Origin of the sequence: Thermococcus sp. AM4 (genome assembly GCF_000151205.2) — an archaeon.
GTDB lineage: Archaea > Methanobacteriota_B > Thermococci > Thermococcales > Thermococcaceae > Thermococcus.
Map to the genome: position 1 here is coordinate 25,303 of NC_016051.1, position 18,487 is coordinate 43,789.

The following is an 18,487-nucleotide window of genomic DNA, read 5'->3' on the forward strand; positions in this document are numbered from 1 at the left end:
CATGATCAAGCGCGCACTCGCGATAATCACCCTGCTCATAATCGGTTATTGGCTTGCCCAGGGTTTGGCAGGCGTTCCCTTCGGGCAGGACAAGATGCTCGTTGGCAGGTACTACCTCGAACACGTTAAGGAGCAGACCGGTGCGGTAAACGCAGTTACAGCCGTTGTCGTCAACTACCGTGGTTTCGATACGCTCGGTGAGGTTACCGTGCTCTTCATAGCATCAACCGGTGTTGGTGCACTTCTCTGGAGGAAGAAGAAAAAGAGAACTGCCAGAACAGAGGGTTCCGTTGTCCTGACGACGGGGACTTCTCTGCTGTTCCCCTTCGTGGTTCTCTTCGGTGCATACATCTTCATTCACGGACACCTCACACCGGGTGGAGGATTCCCGGGAGGAGCGACCATCGCCACCGCCTTCCTGCTGCTCTACATGGCCTTCGTCACCTACGAGATCCCGCACAAGGTCTTCGAGAAGACCGAGGGGCTGGCGGGAATGGGCTACGTTGCGGTCGGTCTCATAGGCCTAGCCATAGGCGGCTACTTCCTCTTCGACTGGATATGGCAGACCTGGGGCTGGGGGCAGAGCAACATCGGCAGGCTCTTCAGCGGCGGCTTCATACCGATAATCTACACGCTGATAGGCATCAAGGTGGGAACTGAACTGAGCGGCATCATCGACAACATGCTCAAGGAGGGGGTGAGCGAATGAACGTTCCCCACATAAGCGTCTACTACTTTGGCGCGATAGCCCTCGTGCTCATTGGCCTCTACGCGGTCCTCGTCAAGAAGAATGTCCTTAAGATGCTCATCGGGCTCAGCATTATGGAAACCGGCGTTAACCTGCTCCTCATAAGCATAGGCTACGTCTCGGGCAGGAGTGCGCCAATCCTGAGCGAAGGAATAACGGCTTCAAAGGCCGTCGATCCGATTCCGCAGGCGCTGGTTCTCACGGCGATAGTTATCGGTGTTGCCACGACCGCCATGGCCCTGAGCGTTGCCATAATCCTGTACGAGAAGTACGGAACGCTTAACGTTGAGGAGATAAGGAGGTTGAGAGGATGAACGCGCAGTACGCTTCGCTCCTCATCGCGGTTCCGCTCATAAGTGCCTTCTTCGTTCCCCTGATCAAGGGATTCGGCAAGAGGGCGGTTAAGTACTACCTCATAGCGGTAACCCTGATCCAGACCGCAATCGCTGGAGCCGTCTTCGTAAACGTCTACCGCACCGGCAAGCCAATGATAGTCATGGCGGGCGGATGGAAGCCACCGGTTGGAATAAACCTCTACGTTGGTTCCTTCGCGGCACTCTTCGTCCTCATCGTCGCGATCATAAGCCTTTTCATGGCCGTCTTCAGCCTCGAGGCGATTGAGACCGAGCCCATCGACAAGTACGCCATGCTCTTCCTCCTGCTCATGCTCGGTTCGACGGGCATGATAGCGACCGGCGACATCTTCAACCTCTTCGTCTTCATGGAGATAACCGCAATAACTGCCTACGCGCTGACCGCCTACAACAAGACCGGTGAGGCGGCCGAGGCTTCGCTCAAGTACATGATCCTCGGTGGAATCGGCTCGAGCTTCTTCCTCATCGGCATAGCCCTGATCTACGGCGCGACCGGGACGCTCAACATGGCCCAGCTGGCCCAGCTAATCGGGGGAGTAAACGGCACGGTTGCCCAGATAGGCCTGGCCCTCCTCATCTTCGGCTTAGCGGTTGAGGCCGAGCTCTTCCCGCTCAACGCGTGGGCGCCAGACGCTTACCAGGCCGCCCCTCATCCGGTAACGGTCATGTTCTCTGCCTTCGTCGTCAAGGCCGGCCTTTACGCGGCCGCGAGGCTGCTCTACATAATGCAGAACGCCAGCGGCTGGGGTTCAGTGCTCAAGATGGTCGTCATAATGGCGGCGCTTACGGTGTTCGTTGCCGAGTTCTCGGCTCTGAGGCAGAAGGACGTCAAGAGGATGATAGCTTACTCCTCGATAAGCCAGGTTGGAATGATAGCCTTTGCCCTAGCCTTGGGCACGCAGGCGGGCGTCGAGGCTGGAGTCTTTCACATGATCAACCACGCCATAGTTAAGGCCCTCCTCTTCCTGACGGTCGGCTACGTTGGAATAACCCTCGGCGGAACCGGGATCGAGAAGTTCTCCGGCCTCGGCAGGAGGATGCCCCTGACGGCCTTCGCAATAACGGTCGGCTCCCTTGCCGCCGTTGGAATACCGCTGTTCAACATCTTCTGGAGCAAGATCAGGATCCTCATAGCGGGCGTAGAGGCGGGCTACACCTGGGGAGTCGCTTTGATCCTCGGTGCGAGCGTCGTCGAGGCCGTCTATTACATCAGGCTGATACACACGATATGGTTCGGAGAGGGCGAGGGAAGGATCAGGGAGAACCTCGCGATAGGCACCATCGCGCTCTTCCTGGTGCTGCTGATACTCTTCATAGGAATCTACCCCAACTACTTCTGGACGGTGTCCCAGAAGGCTGGAGAGGACATCTTCAACGTGGTTAACTACGTCAAGAACGTTCCGTTGATGGGGGTGGGACCATGATGTTCGTTGACTGGATAGTTGGACATGCCATCCCTCTCCTCCTCTTCATCCCAGCGGTCAGCGGAGTCATCGCCTGGCTCCTTGACAGGGATTCATTCGGAGAGCTTAAGGACGTCTTTGGGCTCATCGGTGGCCTTTCGCCGCTCGTGATCATAGCCATCACCTACGGAAGGCTCGGGGACGGAATAAAGTGGACCGTTGACACCGGCGTCTTCAAGCTGTTCTTCCACCTCGGCTACATGTCGTGGTACCTTTCAGCGGTTGCCGCCGTTGTCGCCGCCGCCATGGCCTTCGGCATGGTCTCGACCTCGAGGAGCGGCTACGAGTGGATGTTCGCCCTCTTCAGCGTCTCCGGACTGCTAGGTGTGTTCCTCAGCGGGGACTTCGCGGGCTTCTTCCTGTTCTGGGAGCTCATGACCTTCGCGAGCTTTATGATGGTGCTCCGCTACAACAAGGGGGCCTCGCTCAAGTACTTCGTGCTCAGCATAATCGGCGCCTACGCAATGCTCCTGGCCATAGCGATCCTCTACGCCAAGACCGGAACGCTGGAGTTCCAGTCACTCAGGGGGATGATCTACAACTCCATCTACGGCATGGTTCCACTCACCAAGACCGACACGATACTGGTTTACGCGCTATTCCTCCTTGCCTTCGGCGTTAAGGCCGGGACCTGGCCGCTCCACGTCTGGGCGCCCGATGCCTACAGCGAGACCAACCAGAGCTACACGAGCTTCTTCAGCGGCGCTTTAAGCAAGGCCGGTGTCTACGGTTTCGTCCTCATGTTCATACTCCTCGGCATCAAGCTCTACGTCGACATGGGAACCTTCCATGGGCATATGGTGTTCACGTACATCCTCGCGTGGCTCGGAGCGATAACGGTTGTAGTCGCGGGTTTCTTGGCGGTTCTCCAGGAGGACCTCAGGAAGCTCCTCGCTTACTCCTCTGTCAGCCAGGTCGGTTACATAGTCCTCGCCCTTGGAATCGGAAGCGGGATCGGTTTCGCCGGGGCGTTCTTCCACATCCTCAGCCACGCGGTCTTCAAGGGCCTCTTCTGGCTGATCACCGCCGCCTTAATCCTCCGGACGGGCAAGACCAAGTTCGAGGACTTCGGCGGCTTAGCTGAGAAGATGCCGGTGACCTTCGCCATGGCCCTGATAGCGGTTCTCAGCCTGGCGGGAATTCCGCCGATGGCGGGCTTCGCCAGCAAGTGGCTGATCTACGAGGCAGCGATCAGTGCACACATGCCGCTCGTCGCCGGCGCCATATTCCTGGGCAGCGGTTTAGCTTTTGCCTACGTCGTCAGGTTCCTCTACTCCATCTGGTTCGGCCAGAGGCCCAGCGATCTTGAAGACGTTGAGGAGGCCCCGCTCCCGCTCCTCATAGGCATGGCGATACTCGCGATCCCCAACATCGTCTTCGGCATAGCCCCAGGACTTGCGGTGAAGCTCATCAACAAGTTCATCCCCAACAGCGGCGTTGCTGCCAACGGCTACTACTCGATAAGCACGGGAGTTGGAACCTACAACGCGCTCAGCGTCACCCTGATCCTCGTTGTCGGCCTCGCCATAGCGGGACTGATCTACATCTACGGCGCTAAAGCGAGGAAGATCCCGGTTACCGACACATACCAGTCTGGTAACCCCGTAACGGAGGACTACAACCTCAGCATAAGGAGGAACTTCTACAGGCCTCTAGCCGAAGCCCTTGAGTTCTGGCTCAGATACAGCTTCGACAGGTTCTACGCCAGGCTGGCCAGGATGGCGGAGGACTTCGCAGACTCACTGAGGGAGGGCTTCTACAACGGAAACGTCCAGAGCTACTCATGGTACCTCGCGATCGTGCTGCTGATCTTAGCGCTGTGGGGGGTGTTGTGAATGTTCGACTGGAAGCTGATCCTCGAGGCTATAGGCATGATAATCTACGCGACCTTCGTGGGCTTCATCTTCATGGGTATCGAGAGGAAGGCCATGGCGAGGATACAGAGGAGGATCGGGCCACCGATCTACCAGCCCATAATAGACACGCTTAAGCTTCTCGGCAAGAAGGAAAGCGTCAGCCACGGCTTCATCTACGACTTTGGGCCGATATTCGCCCTTGGGGCTAGCATAACGGCTTTACTCTTCCTTCCGATAGCCAACTTCCAGCTCTTCAGCAGCAACGCCGATTTAATCGTCGTTGCCTACCTCCTCGAGGTGCCGATGCTGGGAATAATGCTCGGTGCCATGAGCTCTGGAAACCCCTACTCTGCCGTCGGTGTCCAGCGTGGCCTGCTCACGATGGTGGCCATGCAGTTACCGTACGGCCTCGCGCTGATAGCGCTGATCCAGTACTACGGCAGCTTCAAGCTCAGCGACATCGTCGCCCTCCAGAGCCTTCACGGCTGGAGCATTCTCGTCCCGGCTCTCCTGATAGCGATGGTGGTCTTCGACATAGTCTTCCAGGCGATGCTCGGCCTCGAGCCCTTCGACATAATCACAGCTCCCGCGGAAATCTCGATGGGTCCGATGGTCGAGTACGGTGGAAAACACGCCGCTTTGCTCTTCACACAGCACGCGGTTCAGCTGTTTGCGGAGACTGCCTTCTTCGCGATACTGTTCCTCGGCGGGGCCAGTAACCTGCTCGAGCTCCTCGTGAAGCAGATAGCGGTGCTCTTCATCGCGATATTCATAGCCAGCATCTACCCGCGCTTCACCATCGACCAGGCCGCGAAGTTCTTCTGGAAGTGGCCGACGATACTGGGAATAATAGCCGTGTTGCTGACGATGTGAGGTGGTGTGGATGAGCGAGAACGATGGTTTCATAAGCTATGAACTTCAGGAGTTCAAGCTATTCGAGCCCCTGTTCAGGTGGGCGAGAAAGAAGAGCCTCTGGATAGTGGCGTTCTGTACGGGCTGCGGCGGTATAGAGATGCCGCCCCTCTTTACAGCTCGCTACGACCTCGAGAGGTTCGGTATGATGCCCAACCCCGCCCCGAGGATGGCCGACCTGTTCCTGATTACGGGCTACGTCACTCCAAAAACGCTGAAGAGGATCATCATAACCTACGAGATGATGCAGGATCCCAAGTACGTCTTAGCTCATGGCTCCTGCCCGATCAACGGCGGCGTCTACTGGGACTCCTACAACGTCGTCAAACAGCTCGACAAGTACATCCCGATCGATGTGGCGATAGCCGGCTGCATGCCGAGGCCCGAGGCGGTGATGGACGGTATCAGGGAGATAATGAGGAAGATAGAGACCGGGGAAGCCGACGGCTGGAAGAGGTATAGAGAGAACTACGAGTGGTACAGGAAGAACCAGGACGAGCTCTTTGGAGAGGGATGGCGTGAGAAGGACGCCAAGAGGTGGTTGGCATGGCTGTGAACGATAAGGAAGTTAAGAACAAGGTTGAGACCGTTGAGGAGGCTCCTCAGGAGACACAGGAGGCCAAGCCCGAGTTCCCGGACACCAAGGAGGGCAGGCTCGTGAGGGAGCTCCTCGGAAAGGCCCCTTACGCTGAGGGAAGCGTCAGGCGCGAGAGAAGGGTGGAGTTCAGGGTCCCTGCCGAGAAGATACACGAGTTCCTCGAGCTGGCGAGCGAGAGGTTCGAGATGCTCATTCAGATAAGCGTTGTCGACTGGCTCAAGGAGGGTGAGTTTGAGCTTGTCTACCAGCTTTGGAGCGTCAGCGAGAGCGTTCACGCCTTCGTCAAGACGAGGATTCCAAGGGAGAACGCGGAGATGCCCACTGTAATGGACATCTGGCCGGTGGCGGAGACCTACGAGAGGGAAGCGCACGAGTTCTTCGGCATAAACTTCAAGGGCAACCCGAGACTTGGGCCGTTCATCCTCGAGCCGCGCGAATACGAGAAGCACCCGTTCAGGAAGGACTTCAACACGCTGAGCTACGTCAAGGCCATCTACGGTGACGATTTCGACAGGTACGACGAGAGTAAGACGAACTACGTGATATGAGGTGATGCTCATGGCGAATTTGGAGGTTCCAAAGGAGCTTAGGGAGGAAGCGAGAAAGCACGACATGTATCTAACACCCATAGCGAAGGACACCTACGAGTTGTTCTTCGGTCCGCAGCACATGGCCACCGAGAACTTCAGCATAATCCTCAAGATGGACGGCAACAGGGTTGAAAAGGCCATAGTCAACCCCGGATTCCTTCACAGAGGTTTCGAGAAGCTCGCCGAGCAGAGGCCCTACTTCACCAACATCGCCCTACTGCTTAGAATCTGTGTTCCCGAGAGCGACGTGCCCGAGAACATCTACTCTATGGCTGTCGATGAAATCATCGGCTGGGAGGTTCCCGAGAGGGCGATATGGATTAGAACGACCGTTCTCGAGATGGCGAGGGTTTCAGCCTGGATGTTCTGGATAATGGGCTTTGGAAACGAGATAGGCCTCTACACAGCGGGTCAGTGGGCGGCCGCCTACCGTGAGAGGTTCATGCGCCTCTTCGAGGAGCTCACCGGCGGGAGGGTTTACCACATCTACACCGTTCCCGGAGGAGTCAGGAGGGACATACCGGGTGACAAGTGGCTGAGGCAGTTGAGGGACACCGTTGAATACGTTAAATCCAAGCTCAAGGACTTCGATGAGATACTCTTTGACAACTACATAACCTTCGAGAGGACTGAGGGCGTTGGCGTTATGGACAAGAAGTTCGCCCTCAAGCACGCCGTCACGGGTCCGAATCTTAGAGCTGTCGGCGTTCCCTACGACGTCAGGAAGGACGACCCCTATTACCTCTACCCCGAGCTCGACTTCGAGGTGCCCGTTCTCAAGGAAGGCGACAGCCTCGCGAGGGTTCTCGTCAGGAGGTACGAGCTGGAGCAGGACCTCTACATACTGGAGCAGCTCCTCGACATGGGGCCGCCGAGCGGGCCCTACATGGTAAAGGACCCCAAGCTCAAGAACCTGCCGAGGTTCAAGGTTCCGGCAGGAGACGCCTACGCCCACGTCGAGAGCACAAAGGGCGACTTCGGAGCCTACGTCGTCAGCGACGGAAGCCACAAGCCCTACCGCGTCCACATACGCGGACCGAGCCAGAGCCATGGGGTTACTGTGCTTGAGGAGCTCCTCAAGGGAGCCCGCCTCGCCGACGTGCCGGTCATATTGAAGACCCTTGACAACTGTCCGCCCGACATAGACAGGTGATGAGTATGGCGAGAGTCGTTGGTGAGGAAAAGGTCAAGCTCAAGAAGTCCTTCGTCAAGCCCTGGATGGGCATCAAGTACCTCTTCAAGAAGCCGGTAACGATAAAGATACCCTTTGAGAAGATAGAGCCGGCTCCAAAGTACAGGGGATTCCACACGCTCGACTGGAAGAAATGTGTAGGCTGTAACTTCTGCGGCCAGATATGCCCGGCAAGGGCAATAGAGATGACCTGGCTCGAAGTGGACGGCAAGATGGAGAAGAGGCCCCACCCGAAGGTCGACTACGGGCGCTGTACCTTCTGCCAGTTCTGTGTAGACGTCTGCCCGACGGGGGCGCTCGGCTTCAGCGAGGCCTACATCCTGACGACCGACGGAACTGAGGATGCCCTTGAGCTCTTCAACTGGGTGCCGATTCACCCGGACAAGGTCAGGGAGCTCAACGAGAAGTACGGCGACTACCGCTTCCCGGTCGTCAAGATCGAGAGGAAGGCGGACGGAACCTACGTCTACCACCTCCGTGACGGCGAGACAATAGAGTTCAAGATAATCGGCTACGGCATAAGGCCGCCCAAGAAGCCCACCCCCGCCAAACCCGCCATCAAGTCCACTGCAAAGAAGGAGACCAGCAAACCCGCCGAAAAGAAGGAATCAAAGCCGGCCGAGAAGGAAGAGAAATCCTCCCAGTGAGGCTTTTTCTTTTGCCGGCAAATTTTTAAATCGTTCTTTTTTCGTTTTCCGGGGATGGCGAATGGTAAACGTGAGAACCGAGAAGATGCTCGGTGTCTCTGGTTTCAGCCTGATGCTCCTCACCAGAATCGCCCCTCCTGGAATGGATCTTCTCCTCTACATAGCTGGCGTTATCGTTCTGCTGATGGCCCTCAGGGATATAGGGAACAAACTCGACGACGGGCGACCCTTCCGCTACGGGCTCATTGGTTTTGTCGGCCTGTTTGTGCTCGCGATTGTCTTTGCGGTGGCCCTTCTCTTCACTGGCTACCTGGACGAGTTCCTCGCCGATGTGCCGCCTGACGTTAGCTGGGGGGCAATAGTCGCGATGTTCCTTGGGATGTTTTCGCTGATTGCCCTTCATTCCTACTTCCTGATGAAGAGTTTCTCGGCGATGCACGAGATCACGGGAGTGGGGGAGTTCGGATGGGCCGCGAGGCTCTTCAAGTGGGGTGCCGTGTTGATATTCGTGATCGTTGGGGCGTTCCTGATCCTGCTCGGCTACGTCTTTGCCCTGGTTGGCTTCGCAAAGATGCCGGATGAAATAGAAAAGGTAGAAAAGGGCTCACCCGAGAACCACCTGGAGGATGGCCTCTCCCCCGGGTTCCAGCTCGTCTATGCTCCAGACGACCTTTGATCCCTCGATCTTTGCGTTTCCTTTCGTCGCCCTGACCTCGACCGCGTTCATCCCCTTCTCCCACCGGAAGTTCCGTAGGGGGACGAGCCTCGGTGCCCTGAGCTTCACGAAGTAGTACTTCCCAAGCTCCTCCTCTATGATATGGGGCCTCAGGAAGGCCAGGTAAAAGCTTCCACCGAACACTGCCAGTCCAAGGAGAAGTGAACCTACGAGACCCCAGCTGATGCCGGCCTGCTTTTCAGAAGTACGCCCGGAGGGAAGTCCCGTTTCAGTTGTTGAACTGCTCTCTGATGTGCTCGTGGTGCTTGATGATGTCGTCGTGGTGGTTCTGATGGAGGTCGTCGTCGACGAGGGGGGCGGCACAGCGATGGTCAGGCTGGATCCAACGTAGTTCTCGGCGCTGGCGGTTATCGATATCGTGCCGTATCCGAGCGCGCTGAGAGGGAGCGACGCCCTGCCTTCTCCGTCCGTTACGGCCTGGTACTCCCCCTTGGGGCCGGCTATGCTAAGGGTTACGTTGGGGACTGGGTTTCCGTTGGAGTCGAGAACCCTCAGTTCAAGGGTGCTGCCTTTCACCTCGTAGTTTATGAAGAGCCTCCCCACGTAGAGGGCTGTTTTCTCGACGACGCCGTCGAGGTTGAGCTCTATCTCGTAGAGGCCGGGCGAAGTGGTTGGATACCGAACGAGACCGTTCTCATCGGTCTTCAGCTTTAACCCGTTCACGGTGACCTCGATGCCCTTCACGGGCGAGCCGTTGATGAGCTTGACCTGAACCTTCAGCTCGCCGTCGGAGTACCAGGCCCGGTAAGTGAACCTCCGCCGGTAGACCACGAAGGTTTTCTCGACCTTCCTGTAAACGCCGGACATGTTCGCAGACAGAGTGACGCTGTAGATGCCGATCTTGGGCTTGGTGAGCACGAGGGTGTAGTTCCACTTCTCTCCAGGGTCCAGGTACGTTATCTCCGTCTTCTCGGCGACGATAGTTCCGTTCCTGTAGACCTTCATCCATATCGGCCCGATTATCCTATCGTTGGAGTGGGAAACCAGTGAGAACCCTATCTTCACGTTGTTCCCGTAGATGTAGCGCTCTCCGACGTCGATTGACAGGGTGTAGAGGATCTCCTTCTCAACGCGGAGGACGAGCTTTCTCTCGACGCTGACGTTTCCGAGGGTTCCGCGGACGGTCACGTTGTAGTCCCCTGAGGGCAGCTCGGGAACCTTCAGCGTCAGGTCGAAGACCCTGCTCTCGTTCACCCCCACGTAAACGGTCTTGTTCACCACGTAGAGGCCGTTCTCCATGTTCCAGACGAGGGACAGCGTCAGGTTGCTCAGCGGCTCGCTCCCCGTGTTGGTAACCCTTACCGGGACGGAGACTATTGACCCAGGCGGCGCGCTGATGACCTCCTTAACGGGTGAAACGTCGAAGGACACCGAGGCGGCAACGCCGCTCAGGGGAACCATCGAGGCGAGGAGGACGATCAGGAGGATCGAGGCTTTAACCTTCATTCCCACCACCCTTTATTACATCGAGAAGGCTCTTCTGCTTTCCCACAACCTCCTCCAGGCTCATGCCGGCATCACCGTAGTCTATGCGGTAGTTCTTGCCCGTTCTCTTTCCGGAGATGTCCTCCGCCCGGAAGAACCTCCACTCCCGTCCGATGAACTTTACCGCTATGTAGGGCTTTCCCCCGAACCTTTGCGAGAACGAGAGGAGCTTTTCGAGGTCTTCCCCGCTTAGGTAGATTCTCCTGCCCTTGGTGCTCTTGACCTCTATGCAGAGGTACAGCTTTCCGTTTCCGGCTATAACGTCAACCTTCTTGCTCCCCGCGGATCTGACGACCGCGAAGCCGAGCTCTTCAAGTTTGTGTATGAGTTCCCTCTCCGCGCTGGCCCCTCTCCTGTACCTCATGGCTCAACACACCCCTATTCGATCACCCGGCCTTATATACCTGTTCCCGGTTAGGTTTATAAGCCGTCCATCCAACTCACGCGGGGGTGGGTGAAATGGCCGTTTACGAGCTGGAAGGAAAGAAACCCAAGATTCATCCGACGGCTTTTATCGATGAGAGCGCTTCCATCATAGGCGACGTTGTTCTTGAGGAGAAAACGAGCGTCTGGCCTTCCGCGGTTCTGAGGGGGGACATAGAGCAGATATACATCGGCTGCTGCTCGAACGTTCAGGACAACGTGAGCATACACACCTCCCACGGCCAGCCGACGATAATAGGCAAATACGTCACCATAGGCCACAACGCCGTCGTTCACGGGGCCGAGATAGGTGACTACGTCATCATCGGCATGGGCGCGGTCATACTCGACGGGGTCAAGATAGGCAAGCACGTGGTCATCGGCGCGGGAGCGCTGGTTCCACCGGGCAAGGAGATCCCCGACTACAGCCTCGTCATAGGTGTCCCAGGGAAAGTTGTGAGGCAGCTCAGCGAGGAGGAAATCGAGTGGACCAAGAAGAACGCTGAGATCTACATGGAGCTGGCGGAGAAGCACCTCAAATCAAGGAAGAGGATCGAGTGAGGGAAATGCTCTACAGACTGCTCTCCCACGTTCCCCACGTTGTTTTCAAACCCTTTTACGACTTTTACGAGAGGTACCTGTTTGAGAGGGTCAAATCGGGGAACATTCCGAGGCACGTGGCAATAATCATGGATGGAAACAGGAGATGGGCGAGAAAGCTCGAAAAGCCGCCCTGGTACGGCCATTTCTTCGGATCGAGGAAGCTTGAGGAGATCCTCGACTGGTGCAGGGAGCTCGGGATAAGGACGCTGACCGTCTACGCCTTCTCAACCGAGAACTTCAAGCGCTCCCGGGAGGAAGTTACCGCGCTTATGAACCTCTTCGAGGAGAAGTTCAAGGAGCTGATAGAGGACGAGAGGGTTCACAGGTACGGAATAAGGGTGAACGTCCTCGGAAGGAAGGAACTCCTGCCCGAGAACGTTAGAAAAGCTGCCGAGGAAGCGGAGAGGGCAACCAGGAAGTACAACAATTACACCCTCAACATTGCCCTGGCCTACGGCGGGAGGAGCGAGATCGCCGATGCGGTGAAGGACATAGTTAACGACGTCTTAGCCGGAAGGCTGAAGCCCGAGGAGATTGACGAGGATCTGATAAAGCGCTACCTCTACTACCCGAACATGCCCGACCCGGACATCGTGATAAGAACCGGCGGGGAGGTCAGGATAAGCAACTTCCTCCTCTACCAGATAGCCTACAGCGAACTCTTCTTCGTGGACGTCTACTTCCCGGAGTTCAGGAAGATAGACTTCCTCAGGATAATCAGGGAGTACCAGAAGAGGCAGAGACGCTTTGGGCGCTAAAGCTCGACGGATATGTTGAGCTTCTTTTCCTCTTCGAGCCTTACGAGTATCTCGTGGGCCTTTCTCTGTTCCAGGGGAATTCTCTTGAGCTGCTCGTAGGCGGCCATTATCTCCCTCTTCTCGTCCCCAAAGGCCTTCTGTCCCATGTAGAGCAGAACCGCGAGCAGGACGCCCTTCATTGTCCTCTCCGGGAGGGGGAGCAGCTTCCAGCCGTTGTCGTAGACGTAGGCGACCTTCGGGTTCTCGTGCCCCTCCAGCAGGTGTATCGGAACTATTCTCTTCCCCCGATCGACCTTGAGGTACTCGAAGAGGGCCTCCCTCGGGTAGCCTTCCTTGACGAGCCCCATGAAGCTCAGCTCAAGGGCCTTTAGAAGGGAGGAAATGCGCTCCATTTCGAGGATCCTCGACTTGGAGAAGAGGGAGAGCTTGAGCGCGGCCTTCATCGGGGGTTCGTTGAGCAGGTTCACCTTGACGAGGATTCTCTCCCTCAAACTCGAGCCGACTTCAAAGGCCTTAACCCCTATCCACACCGCTCCATTGGTGAGTATGCCGTACCTCACGCCGGTGTTGAAGCAGTACTTGGCGAGCTGTCTCAAAGGCTCCTCGCGCTTCTCTATGTTCACGCCGAGGTTCTTGGCCTCGACGTACGCCACTATCTCCCCGCCTAGGATGAGCGCGTAGTCGGCCCTTCCCTCCTCAGTCCTCGATTCGGGCCTTACCTCCTCCGGGTTGTCCCACTCCCAGCCGAGGGTTCGCATTATCTCCCCTATGAGGTGCTGCTTAACCGCCTCTTCGTTCGACTCGTAGAGCTTCCTGTGGGCGTTTATCTTCTTCAGAACCTTCATTATGCCCTCGGCTATCGGCCCGATGTCGGAGGATCCAGTTTCAATCCGCGCCAGTTCGTGGGTTGAACTCAACGCGTCAAGGTTGCTCTCGGCCATGGTTTCCGTCCCATAAACTGTACCCCTCCCGCTAAAAAACGTTTTTGGTGGGAAACCTTTTATCCACTCCCGAGTACTGGCGAAGGTGATCGTGGTGTGCAGAGTTCTCTTCGCGGTTGGAGACGGGGACAAACTGGTCCCCCTCGTTGAGGCCATCGTCCGTGCATCCGAGAACGATCCCTACAAGGAGGCCAGGGGGAGGGGAAGCCAGCACCGCGACGGCTGGGGCTACGTTCTCCTTGGAGATGGTTCCGTTCGCCACTACCGCTCGGTCAGGCCCGTTTTTGAGGATGAACCCGGAGTGGAGGGGCTCGTTGGATCGCTCGACGGGTTCTCGGTTCTCCTCGTGCACACGAGGGCCGCGTCCCAGGGAAGCAAAGGACTGCTTAACACCCAGCCCTTCGCGCTCTCTTCAGCCGGATTCTCGTGCTGGCTCTACCACAACGGCGACCTCAACAAGTCCGGTCTACTCGAGAGGATGGGCCTTGATAGAGGCTCCCTGGAGAAGGCCTCGGACAGCTACGTCATGGCCCTTCACGTTTGCGGGGCAATCCGCTCGGTTGAGAGGGACGAGCTCCTCCGAGTCTACTCCTCGCTGATGCCCCTGGTCAACACCAGCCTTAACACGGGTTCGCTCTTCCTCGGCCCCGACTGGGTGAGGGGCTTTATAACCGCCTACTCCCGGCCCGAGTACCTGCTGAGAAGGGAGAACTGGGACTACGTGAGGCAGATGCTCCTCAGGGGTGAAGACCTCTTCGCGGTCGCTTCTTCGACCCTCGAACTGTATCACCGGGCCGAGTGGAGCCCCCTGAGGAACGGAACTGCCCTTTACCTTGAGATCTCGCCCGGGGAGGAACGCTTTACCGTCGAGGAGCTGGTGATGGGATGAGCTACCGTTTTATACTTTCGTGCCCTATTCCCTCGGGTGATCACGGTGGACATGAAGGCCCCCATCAGGGTTTACATGAGCAGGAAGCTCATAGGCATAAGGCCCGACGACACGGTTAAGAGGGCCGGCGAGGTCATGACCGAGTTCGAGATAGGCTCCCTCGTCGTGGTGGACGAGAACGACAACGTCGTTGGATTCCTCACCAAGGGAGACATCATAAGGCGCCTCGTGGTTCCCGGCCTTCCGAACACGACACCGGTTAAGGAGATCATGACGAAGGACCTCGTTACGGTGCCCGCTGAGACACCCCTCCAGGACGTCCTCGACATAATGGCAAAGAAGGGGATAAAGCACATCCTCATAGAGGAAAACGGAAAGATAGTCGGGATATTCTCGATAACCGACCTCCTTGAGGCGAGCAGGAGAAAGCTTGAAACGGCGATAGCAACGGAGTGATGGCGATGATAAAGATAGCGCACATAAGCGACACCCATATAACCAACGAAGGGGCCTTCAAGGGCTACGCCTTCGACCTCATCGTCGAGGAGATCAACAGGGGAGACTTCGATTTCGTCGTCCACACCGGGGACATAACCAACCAGGGGCTGAGGGAGGAGTACGAGCAGGCCGCCTACCAGCTCGGCAAGATTAAGAAGCCGCTCGTCGTCATCCCCGGCAACCACGACGTCCGGAACGTCGGCTACAAGCTCTTCGAGAAGTTCATAGGGCCCCTAAACGGCGTCTACGAGTTCGACAACGGGGTTCTGATCTGGGTTGACTCAACGATCCCCGATCTGAGCGACGGCAGGATAGGCGGCCATAAATTCCGCTGGCTCAAGGCGAAGCTTGAGGAATATTCCAGCAAAAAGTTCAAGATAGTCGCCGCCCACCACCACCTCGTGCCCCTCCCCGATACGGGAAGGGAGAGAAACGTCCTGTTCAACGCGGGCGACGTCCTCGACCTTCTCCTACGCCACGAGGTGACCCTCTACACCTGCGGCCACAAGCACGTCCCCAACGTCTACCGCGTCGAGGATCTAGTCATCGACAACGCGGGCTGCACCTCCTGCCGGAAGACGAGGAGGGGCGACGTGAACAGCTACAACATCATCCGGCTCCACGACGACGGAAGGGTTAGCGTCACGATAAGGCGCGTTACCGGCGACGAGGAGAGGAAGGAGCACAGGCCCATAAGGCCGAAGATCTTCGTTCCCTCCGGAAAGAGGGTTCTCCGCATCGTCCAGATAAGTGAGAGCAACGTTTCCGACAGGGTTTACTTCAGGAGGAAGGTCTTCGAGAACGTCATCCGGATGATCAACGAGAGGCTTAAGCCAGATCTGGTCATACACAACGGCGATGTCGTGGATGCCGGCATAGAGAGGTACTACGAGCGGGCCTACGAGTACTACCGCGCGATCTCCACGGAGAAACTCGTCGTGCCGGGCCACAACGACATAACCTACCTCGGTCACGAGCTCTTCGAGGAGTACTTTGGGGAACCCCAGCTCATTGAGTTCGACGGGTACGTTATAATCCCCGTTCTGAGCGCCCAGTACGAGACTCCCATCGGGGTCGTCGGCAGGATGGGCCAGAGAAAGCTGGAGAGAACGCTCGAGGAGTACAACGACAGGTTCCGCATCGTCGTCATGCACCACAACGTCATCCCCATCCCGAGGAGCAGGGAGATCGGCTTCCTCGAAGACGGAGGGGATGTACTCAAGCTCCTCACCAGGGAGCGGACCGAGCTGGTTCTCACGGGTCACGGGGGCAACGCCTACGGGGTTAAGGTTGAGGGAACGCCCATAGTCAACGCAGGCTCCGTGAGCTGGGAGCTCCACAGAAACCCCTTTGGAAACAGCTTCAACCTGATAGACATCTACGAGGACATGGTTGTCGTCTGGCAGGTTCAGGCCACGTGGGGCAGCAGGAAGCTCCTGGGAATATGGAAGAGGAAGGGCAACTAGGCTTTTCCTTTCAGCCTTTTCATCAGATCCTCCATTATCGTTGCCACAGCCCTCTCCAGCTCGACGTTCTCAACAACGGGGATTCCCATTTCCCGGGCCCGATCGACGACGTAATCCTGGATGCGCATGATCCGCTCAAGGTTCTCGACGTACCTCTCGGCCCCCCTCGTGGAGTACCTGGCCCTCTCGTAGAAATGCGCGAGTAAGCTCTCCCTCCCCGGGACGGTGATAACGTACATGAACTCGTTCTCCTCGAGCTCTATGAAGCCCGGAACCACGTGGATACCTTCTATGATGGCGTTCAGGCCTTCCCTCCTCGACCGCTCAAGAACCGCTTTAATGCCAACCGATACGTGCTTCACCTGCGTTTCAAAGCCGTAGATGAGCGGATCGACGCCCCTCGGCGCGTTCACCACGTTGCCCGCCATGAACGAGGACACGTGTATGTCGGGCAGGAGCTCCCTCGCTATAACCTTTCTGAGGACCTCCCGTATCGTGTCGGTTCCGATTATGCTCCTTATACCCAGCCTGAAGGCCAGCTCCGTTGCTATCGTGGACTTCCCAACACCGGTCGCTCCCCCTAGGAGAATCGTGAGCCTCACCTTCCTCCGCCTCAGGTTGCGCCAGAAGAGGTACCTCTCGGCCTCTTCCTTCAGTCCCCGCTCGAGGAGGGTGGAATAGGTCAGTTCTCTTATCTCATCGGTCGTCACGAACCGCTTTCCCCGCCTTATCAGCTCCTTCTGAACCTCGGAGGCTATCGCGTAGGCGACTCCAACGTCCACTCCCGAGAGCGTTATCGACCTGGTCAGTATTCCCCTCGAAAATGGCAGCTTCGCCCCGGTTTCCCTGTCAACGACGATTATCATCGCCCCGCCTCCCTAAGACGTTCCTGCCCAGCCTCAAAACGGCCTCACGGAGGTTCTTCCCATCGACGTTAACCGGCTCGTTGTCGAGATAGATGACCTCAACTCCACGCTCAAGGGCCCATCTGGTGACTACATCGACCGCGGCCGCCTTGAGCTCCACCGCCACCGCATCTATCCCCCTGAATTCCTTGAGATCCTCGAGCAGGGCCTTTCTCCTCGACAGGTTTCCAGATAGGTGAAGCACCTCCGCCCCCAGCGATTCCAAGTGCCTCGCGGAGCTCTCGAGGGCCTCTTTGGACGTCATGACGAGCCCTATTCTCTTTCCCGAAACATCCCCCAAGGGCCTCGGCCTGAAGGCCGTTACGTGCACCTCTGCCCTAGGGTTCACCCCTTCAACGACCCCCAGTATCTTCTCGATCTTCTCCTCAGTCACGAGATCCGCCATCGTGACGACGACGAGATCGGCGAGGGAAATCCTGAAGGGGCCGAAGTAGTTCGCTATCGAGCTGAGCTCCTGCTTCGCCCCGACGACCACGATCGACGCATCGGCCCTGTACGGGGGGAACGTTGCCCCGCTTCCCTCAAGGACTATCAGCTCGTGGGGGAGCGATTCCGCGAGGGAAACACCCTTCTCAACGGCATCGAAGAAGGGAAAACCGGCCATTCCCCCGCCGCATCTCCTGCACCCTATCGTCGTAACTCTCGCCGTAAGGGCGTCCTCGAAGTGATCCGATGCCGCGTGCCTTCCGCTCTCCGCTATCCTGAGGAGGAACTCCGGCGTTATCTCGAGCTTTTCTCCATCTATAACTTCCGGCTCCTCAGGTCCTCCCCTGCCCATCGTGACAACTACCGGTCTGGTTATCTCCTTGAGGGTTCTCGCGACGAAGCCGCTGACGGCCGTTTTTCCCACCCTCTTCCCGGTTCCTATGACGGCTATGCTCGGTTTTGAAGTTCTCCGCAGGGGCCGGGGTTTGAACACGAAATCGGCCCCCCTGTAGGCAACGCCGTGGAGTAGGCAGAGAGAGGCTATCCTGAACCGATCCTCGTAGCTAACCACCGGCTCGTCGCTTAGATCCACAACCTCCTCAACTCCAGGGTTCTCCGCGAGGGCCTTAGCAAGGGCCGTTAGGTAGTCATCATGACGGTAGAGGGGTACGCCGAGGCGCCTTTCAACTTCCTCCAGACTGCCTATTTTCTCCGAACCTCCGAGGAAAACCGCGCAGCAAACGTTTCCAAGCTTCTCAAGGGCCCATTCGACAACATCCGGGTAGTGCTCGCCGTCTATGAGTGCCATCCTCATGGGGCCCACCAATGGGGTTACCGGGGGAGAAGATTTAACCTTTTGTGTTGCGAGACCTTAAGGCCCTGCCTCCTCCAATGGGAAGAGTTATAAACTCTCCGTGCCAGATATAGACGGCGCTGTCCACTGGACAGCCCGCAAA

At 57.3% G+C, this 18,487-nt stretch carries 20 protein-coding genes; 15 read left to right on the forward strand and 5 right to left on the reverse strand.

The window, feature by feature from the left end:
• Position 1: 1 nt before the first annotated feature.
• The 10 genes from TAM4_RS00145 (at position 2) to TAM4_RS00190 (ending at position 9,056) form a co-directional block, all read left to right on the forward strand.
• The gene (locus TAM4_RS00145) at positions 2 to 709 is read left to right on the forward strand and encodes a Na(+)/H(+) antiporter subunit B (RefSeq protein WP_014121205.1); all 708 of its coding nucleotides are present in this window, start codon (positions 2 to 4) and stop codon (positions 707 to 709) included.
• Positions 706 to 1,062 (forward strand): NADH-quinone oxidoreductase subunit K, encoded by a 357-nt coding sequence (locus TAM4_RS00150; RefSeq protein WP_014121206.1) that lies wholly within the window; start codon positions 706 to 708, stop codon positions 1,060 to 1,062. The genes TAM4_RS00145 and TAM4_RS00150 overlap by 4 nt, the downstream gene beginning before the upstream one ends.
• Entirely contained in the window at positions 1,059 to 2,546 is a 1,488-nt protein-coding gene (locus TAM4_RS00155; protein ID WP_014121207.1) for a proton-conducting transporter membrane subunit, read from the forward strand. Before TAM4_RS00150 ends, TAM4_RS00155 begins: the two co-directional genes overlap by 4 nt.
• Positions 2,546 to 4,420, forward strand: coding sequence for a proton-conducting transporter membrane subunit (locus TAM4_RS00160; RefSeq protein WP_014121208.1), 1,875 nt, complete (start codon positions 2,546 to 2,548; stop codon positions 4,418 to 4,420). Before TAM4_RS00155 ends, TAM4_RS00160 begins: the two co-directional genes overlap by 1 nt.
• Entirely contained in the window at positions 4,421 to 5,314 is an 894-nt protein-coding gene (locus TAM4_RS00165; RefSeq protein ID WP_014121209.1) for a respiratory chain complex I subunit 1 family protein, read from the forward strand.
• Between the two features lie 10 nt (positions 5,315 to 5,324).
• Complete coding sequence (locus tag TAM4_RS00170; protein ID WP_014121210.1) at positions 5,325 to 5,909, forward strand: NADH-quinone oxidoreductase subunit B family protein; 585 nt, start codon at positions 5,325 to 5,327, stop codon at positions 5,907 to 5,909.
• Entirely contained in the window at positions 5,900 to 6,499 is a 600-nt protein-coding gene (locus TAM4_RS00175) for an NADH-quinone oxidoreductase subunit C (RefSeq protein WP_014121211.1), read from the forward strand. The genes TAM4_RS00170 and TAM4_RS00175 overlap by 10 nt, the downstream gene beginning before the upstream one ends.
• 10 nt (positions 6,500 to 6,509) lie before the next feature.
• Positions 6,510 to 7,694, forward strand: coding sequence for an NADH-quinone oxidoreductase subunit D (locus TAM4_RS00180; RefSeq protein WP_014121212.1), 1,185 nt, complete (start codon positions 6,510 to 6,512; stop codon positions 7,692 to 7,694).
• Between the two features lie 5 nt (positions 7,695 to 7,699).
• Positions 7,700 to 8,380 (forward strand): NADH-quinone oxidoreductase subunit NuoI, encoded by a 681-nt coding sequence (gene nuoI, locus TAM4_RS00185; RefSeq protein ID WP_014121213.1) that lies wholly within the window; start codon positions 7,700 to 7,702, stop codon positions 8,378 to 8,380.
• A gap of 61 nt (positions 8,381 to 8,441) precedes the next feature.
• Complete coding sequence (locus TAM4_RS00190) at positions 8,442 to 9,056, forward strand: DUF996 domain-containing protein (protein ID WP_048149517.1); 615 nt, start codon at positions 8,442 to 8,444, stop codon at positions 9,054 to 9,056.
• On the opposite strand, the gene TAM4_RS00195 is transcribed toward TAM4_RS00190, so the two are convergent.
• Together TAM4_RS00195 and hjc are read right to left on the reverse strand one after the other, a co-directional pair.
• Positions 8,985 to 10,562 carry a carboxypeptidase regulatory-like domain-containing protein gene (locus tag TAM4_RS00195; protein WP_014121214.1) on the reverse strand — a complete coding sequence of 526 codons (1,578 nt, stop codon included), beginning with the start codon at positions 10,560 to 10,562 and terminating at the stop codon, positions 8,985 to 8,987. The two genes, TAM4_RS00190 and TAM4_RS00195, sit on opposite strands and share 72 nt — an antisense overlap.
• A complete protein-coding gene (gene hjc / locus TAM4_RS00200; protein ID WP_014121215.1) occupies positions 10,552 to 10,965 on the reverse strand; it encodes a Holliday junction resolvase Hjc in 414 nt (137 codons plus the stop codon). The genes TAM4_RS00195 and hjc overlap by 11 nt, the downstream gene beginning before the upstream one ends.
• Positions 10,966 to 11,060: 95 nt before the next feature.
• Here hjc and TAM4_RS00205 point away from each other — a divergent pair, with 95 nt between their 5' ends.
• Both TAM4_RS00205 and uppS read left to right on the forward strand, forming a co-directional pair.
• On the forward strand, positions 11,061 to 11,585 hold the full coding sequence (locus tag TAM4_RS00205) for a gamma carbonic anhydrase family protein (RefSeq protein WP_014121216.1): 525 nt from the start codon (positions 11,061 to 11,063) through the stop codon (positions 11,583 to 11,585).
• A 5-nt stretch (positions 11,586 to 11,590) separates the two neighbouring features.
• On the forward strand, positions 11,591 to 12,385 hold the full coding sequence (uppS, locus tag TAM4_RS00210) for a polyprenyl diphosphate synthase (RefSeq protein WP_048149523.1): 795 nt from the start codon (positions 11,591 to 11,593) through the stop codon (positions 12,383 to 12,385).
• On the opposite strand, the gene TAM4_RS00215 is transcribed toward uppS, so the two are convergent.
• Positions 12,382 to 13,326: a type I restriction enzyme HsdR N-terminal domain-containing protein gene (locus tag TAM4_RS00215; RefSeq protein ID WP_014121218.1), complete on the reverse strand. Its 945-nt coding sequence runs from the start codon at positions 13,324 to 13,326 to the stop codon at positions 12,382 to 12,384. The two genes, uppS and TAM4_RS00215, sit on opposite strands and share 4 nt — an antisense overlap.
• Positions 13,327 to 13,420: 94 nt before the next feature.
• Between TAM4_RS00215 and TAM4_RS00220 the strand changes: the two genes are divergently transcribed.
• From TAM4_RS00220 to TAM4_RS00230, 3 genes are read left to right on the forward strand one after another with little or no spacing between them, the layout of a single operon-like run.
• Positions 13,421 to 14,215 carry a class II glutamine amidotransferase gene (locus TAM4_RS00220; RefSeq protein WP_014121219.1) on the forward strand — a complete coding sequence of 265 codons (795 nt, stop codon included), beginning with the start codon at positions 13,421 to 13,423 and terminating at the stop codon, positions 14,213 to 14,215.
• 45 nt (positions 14,216 to 14,260) lie between these two features.
• Positions 14,261 to 14,671, forward strand: a complete 411-nt coding sequence (locus tag TAM4_RS00225) for a cyclic nucleotide-binding/CBS domain-containing protein (RefSeq protein ID WP_014121220.1) — start codon at positions 14,261 to 14,263, stop codon at positions 14,669 to 14,671.
• Positions 14,672 to 14,676: 5 nt separating this feature from the next.
• On the forward strand, positions 14,677 to 16,179 hold the full coding sequence (locus TAM4_RS00230; RefSeq protein ID WP_014121221.1) for a metallophosphoesterase: 1,503 nt from the start codon (positions 14,677 to 14,679) through the stop codon (positions 16,177 to 16,179).
• On the opposite strand, the gene TAM4_RS00235 is transcribed toward TAM4_RS00230, so the two are convergent.
• Together TAM4_RS00235 and TAM4_RS00240 are read right to left on the reverse strand one after the other, a co-directional pair.
• Complete coding sequence (locus TAM4_RS00235; RefSeq protein WP_014121222.1) at positions 16,176 to 17,045, reverse strand: 2-phosphoglycerate kinase; 870 nt, start codon at positions 17,043 to 17,045, stop codon at positions 16,176 to 16,178. The two genes, TAM4_RS00230 and TAM4_RS00235, sit on opposite strands and share 4 nt — an antisense overlap.
• On the reverse strand, positions 17,029 to 18,345 hold the full coding sequence (locus TAM4_RS00240) for a 2,3-phosphoglycerate synthetase (RefSeq protein WP_014121223.1): 1,317 nt from the start codon (positions 18,343 to 18,345) through the stop codon (positions 17,029 to 17,031). The genes TAM4_RS00235 and TAM4_RS00240 overlap by 17 nt, the downstream gene beginning before the upstream one ends.
• Between the last annotated feature and the right edge of the window lie 142 nt (positions 18,346 to 18,487).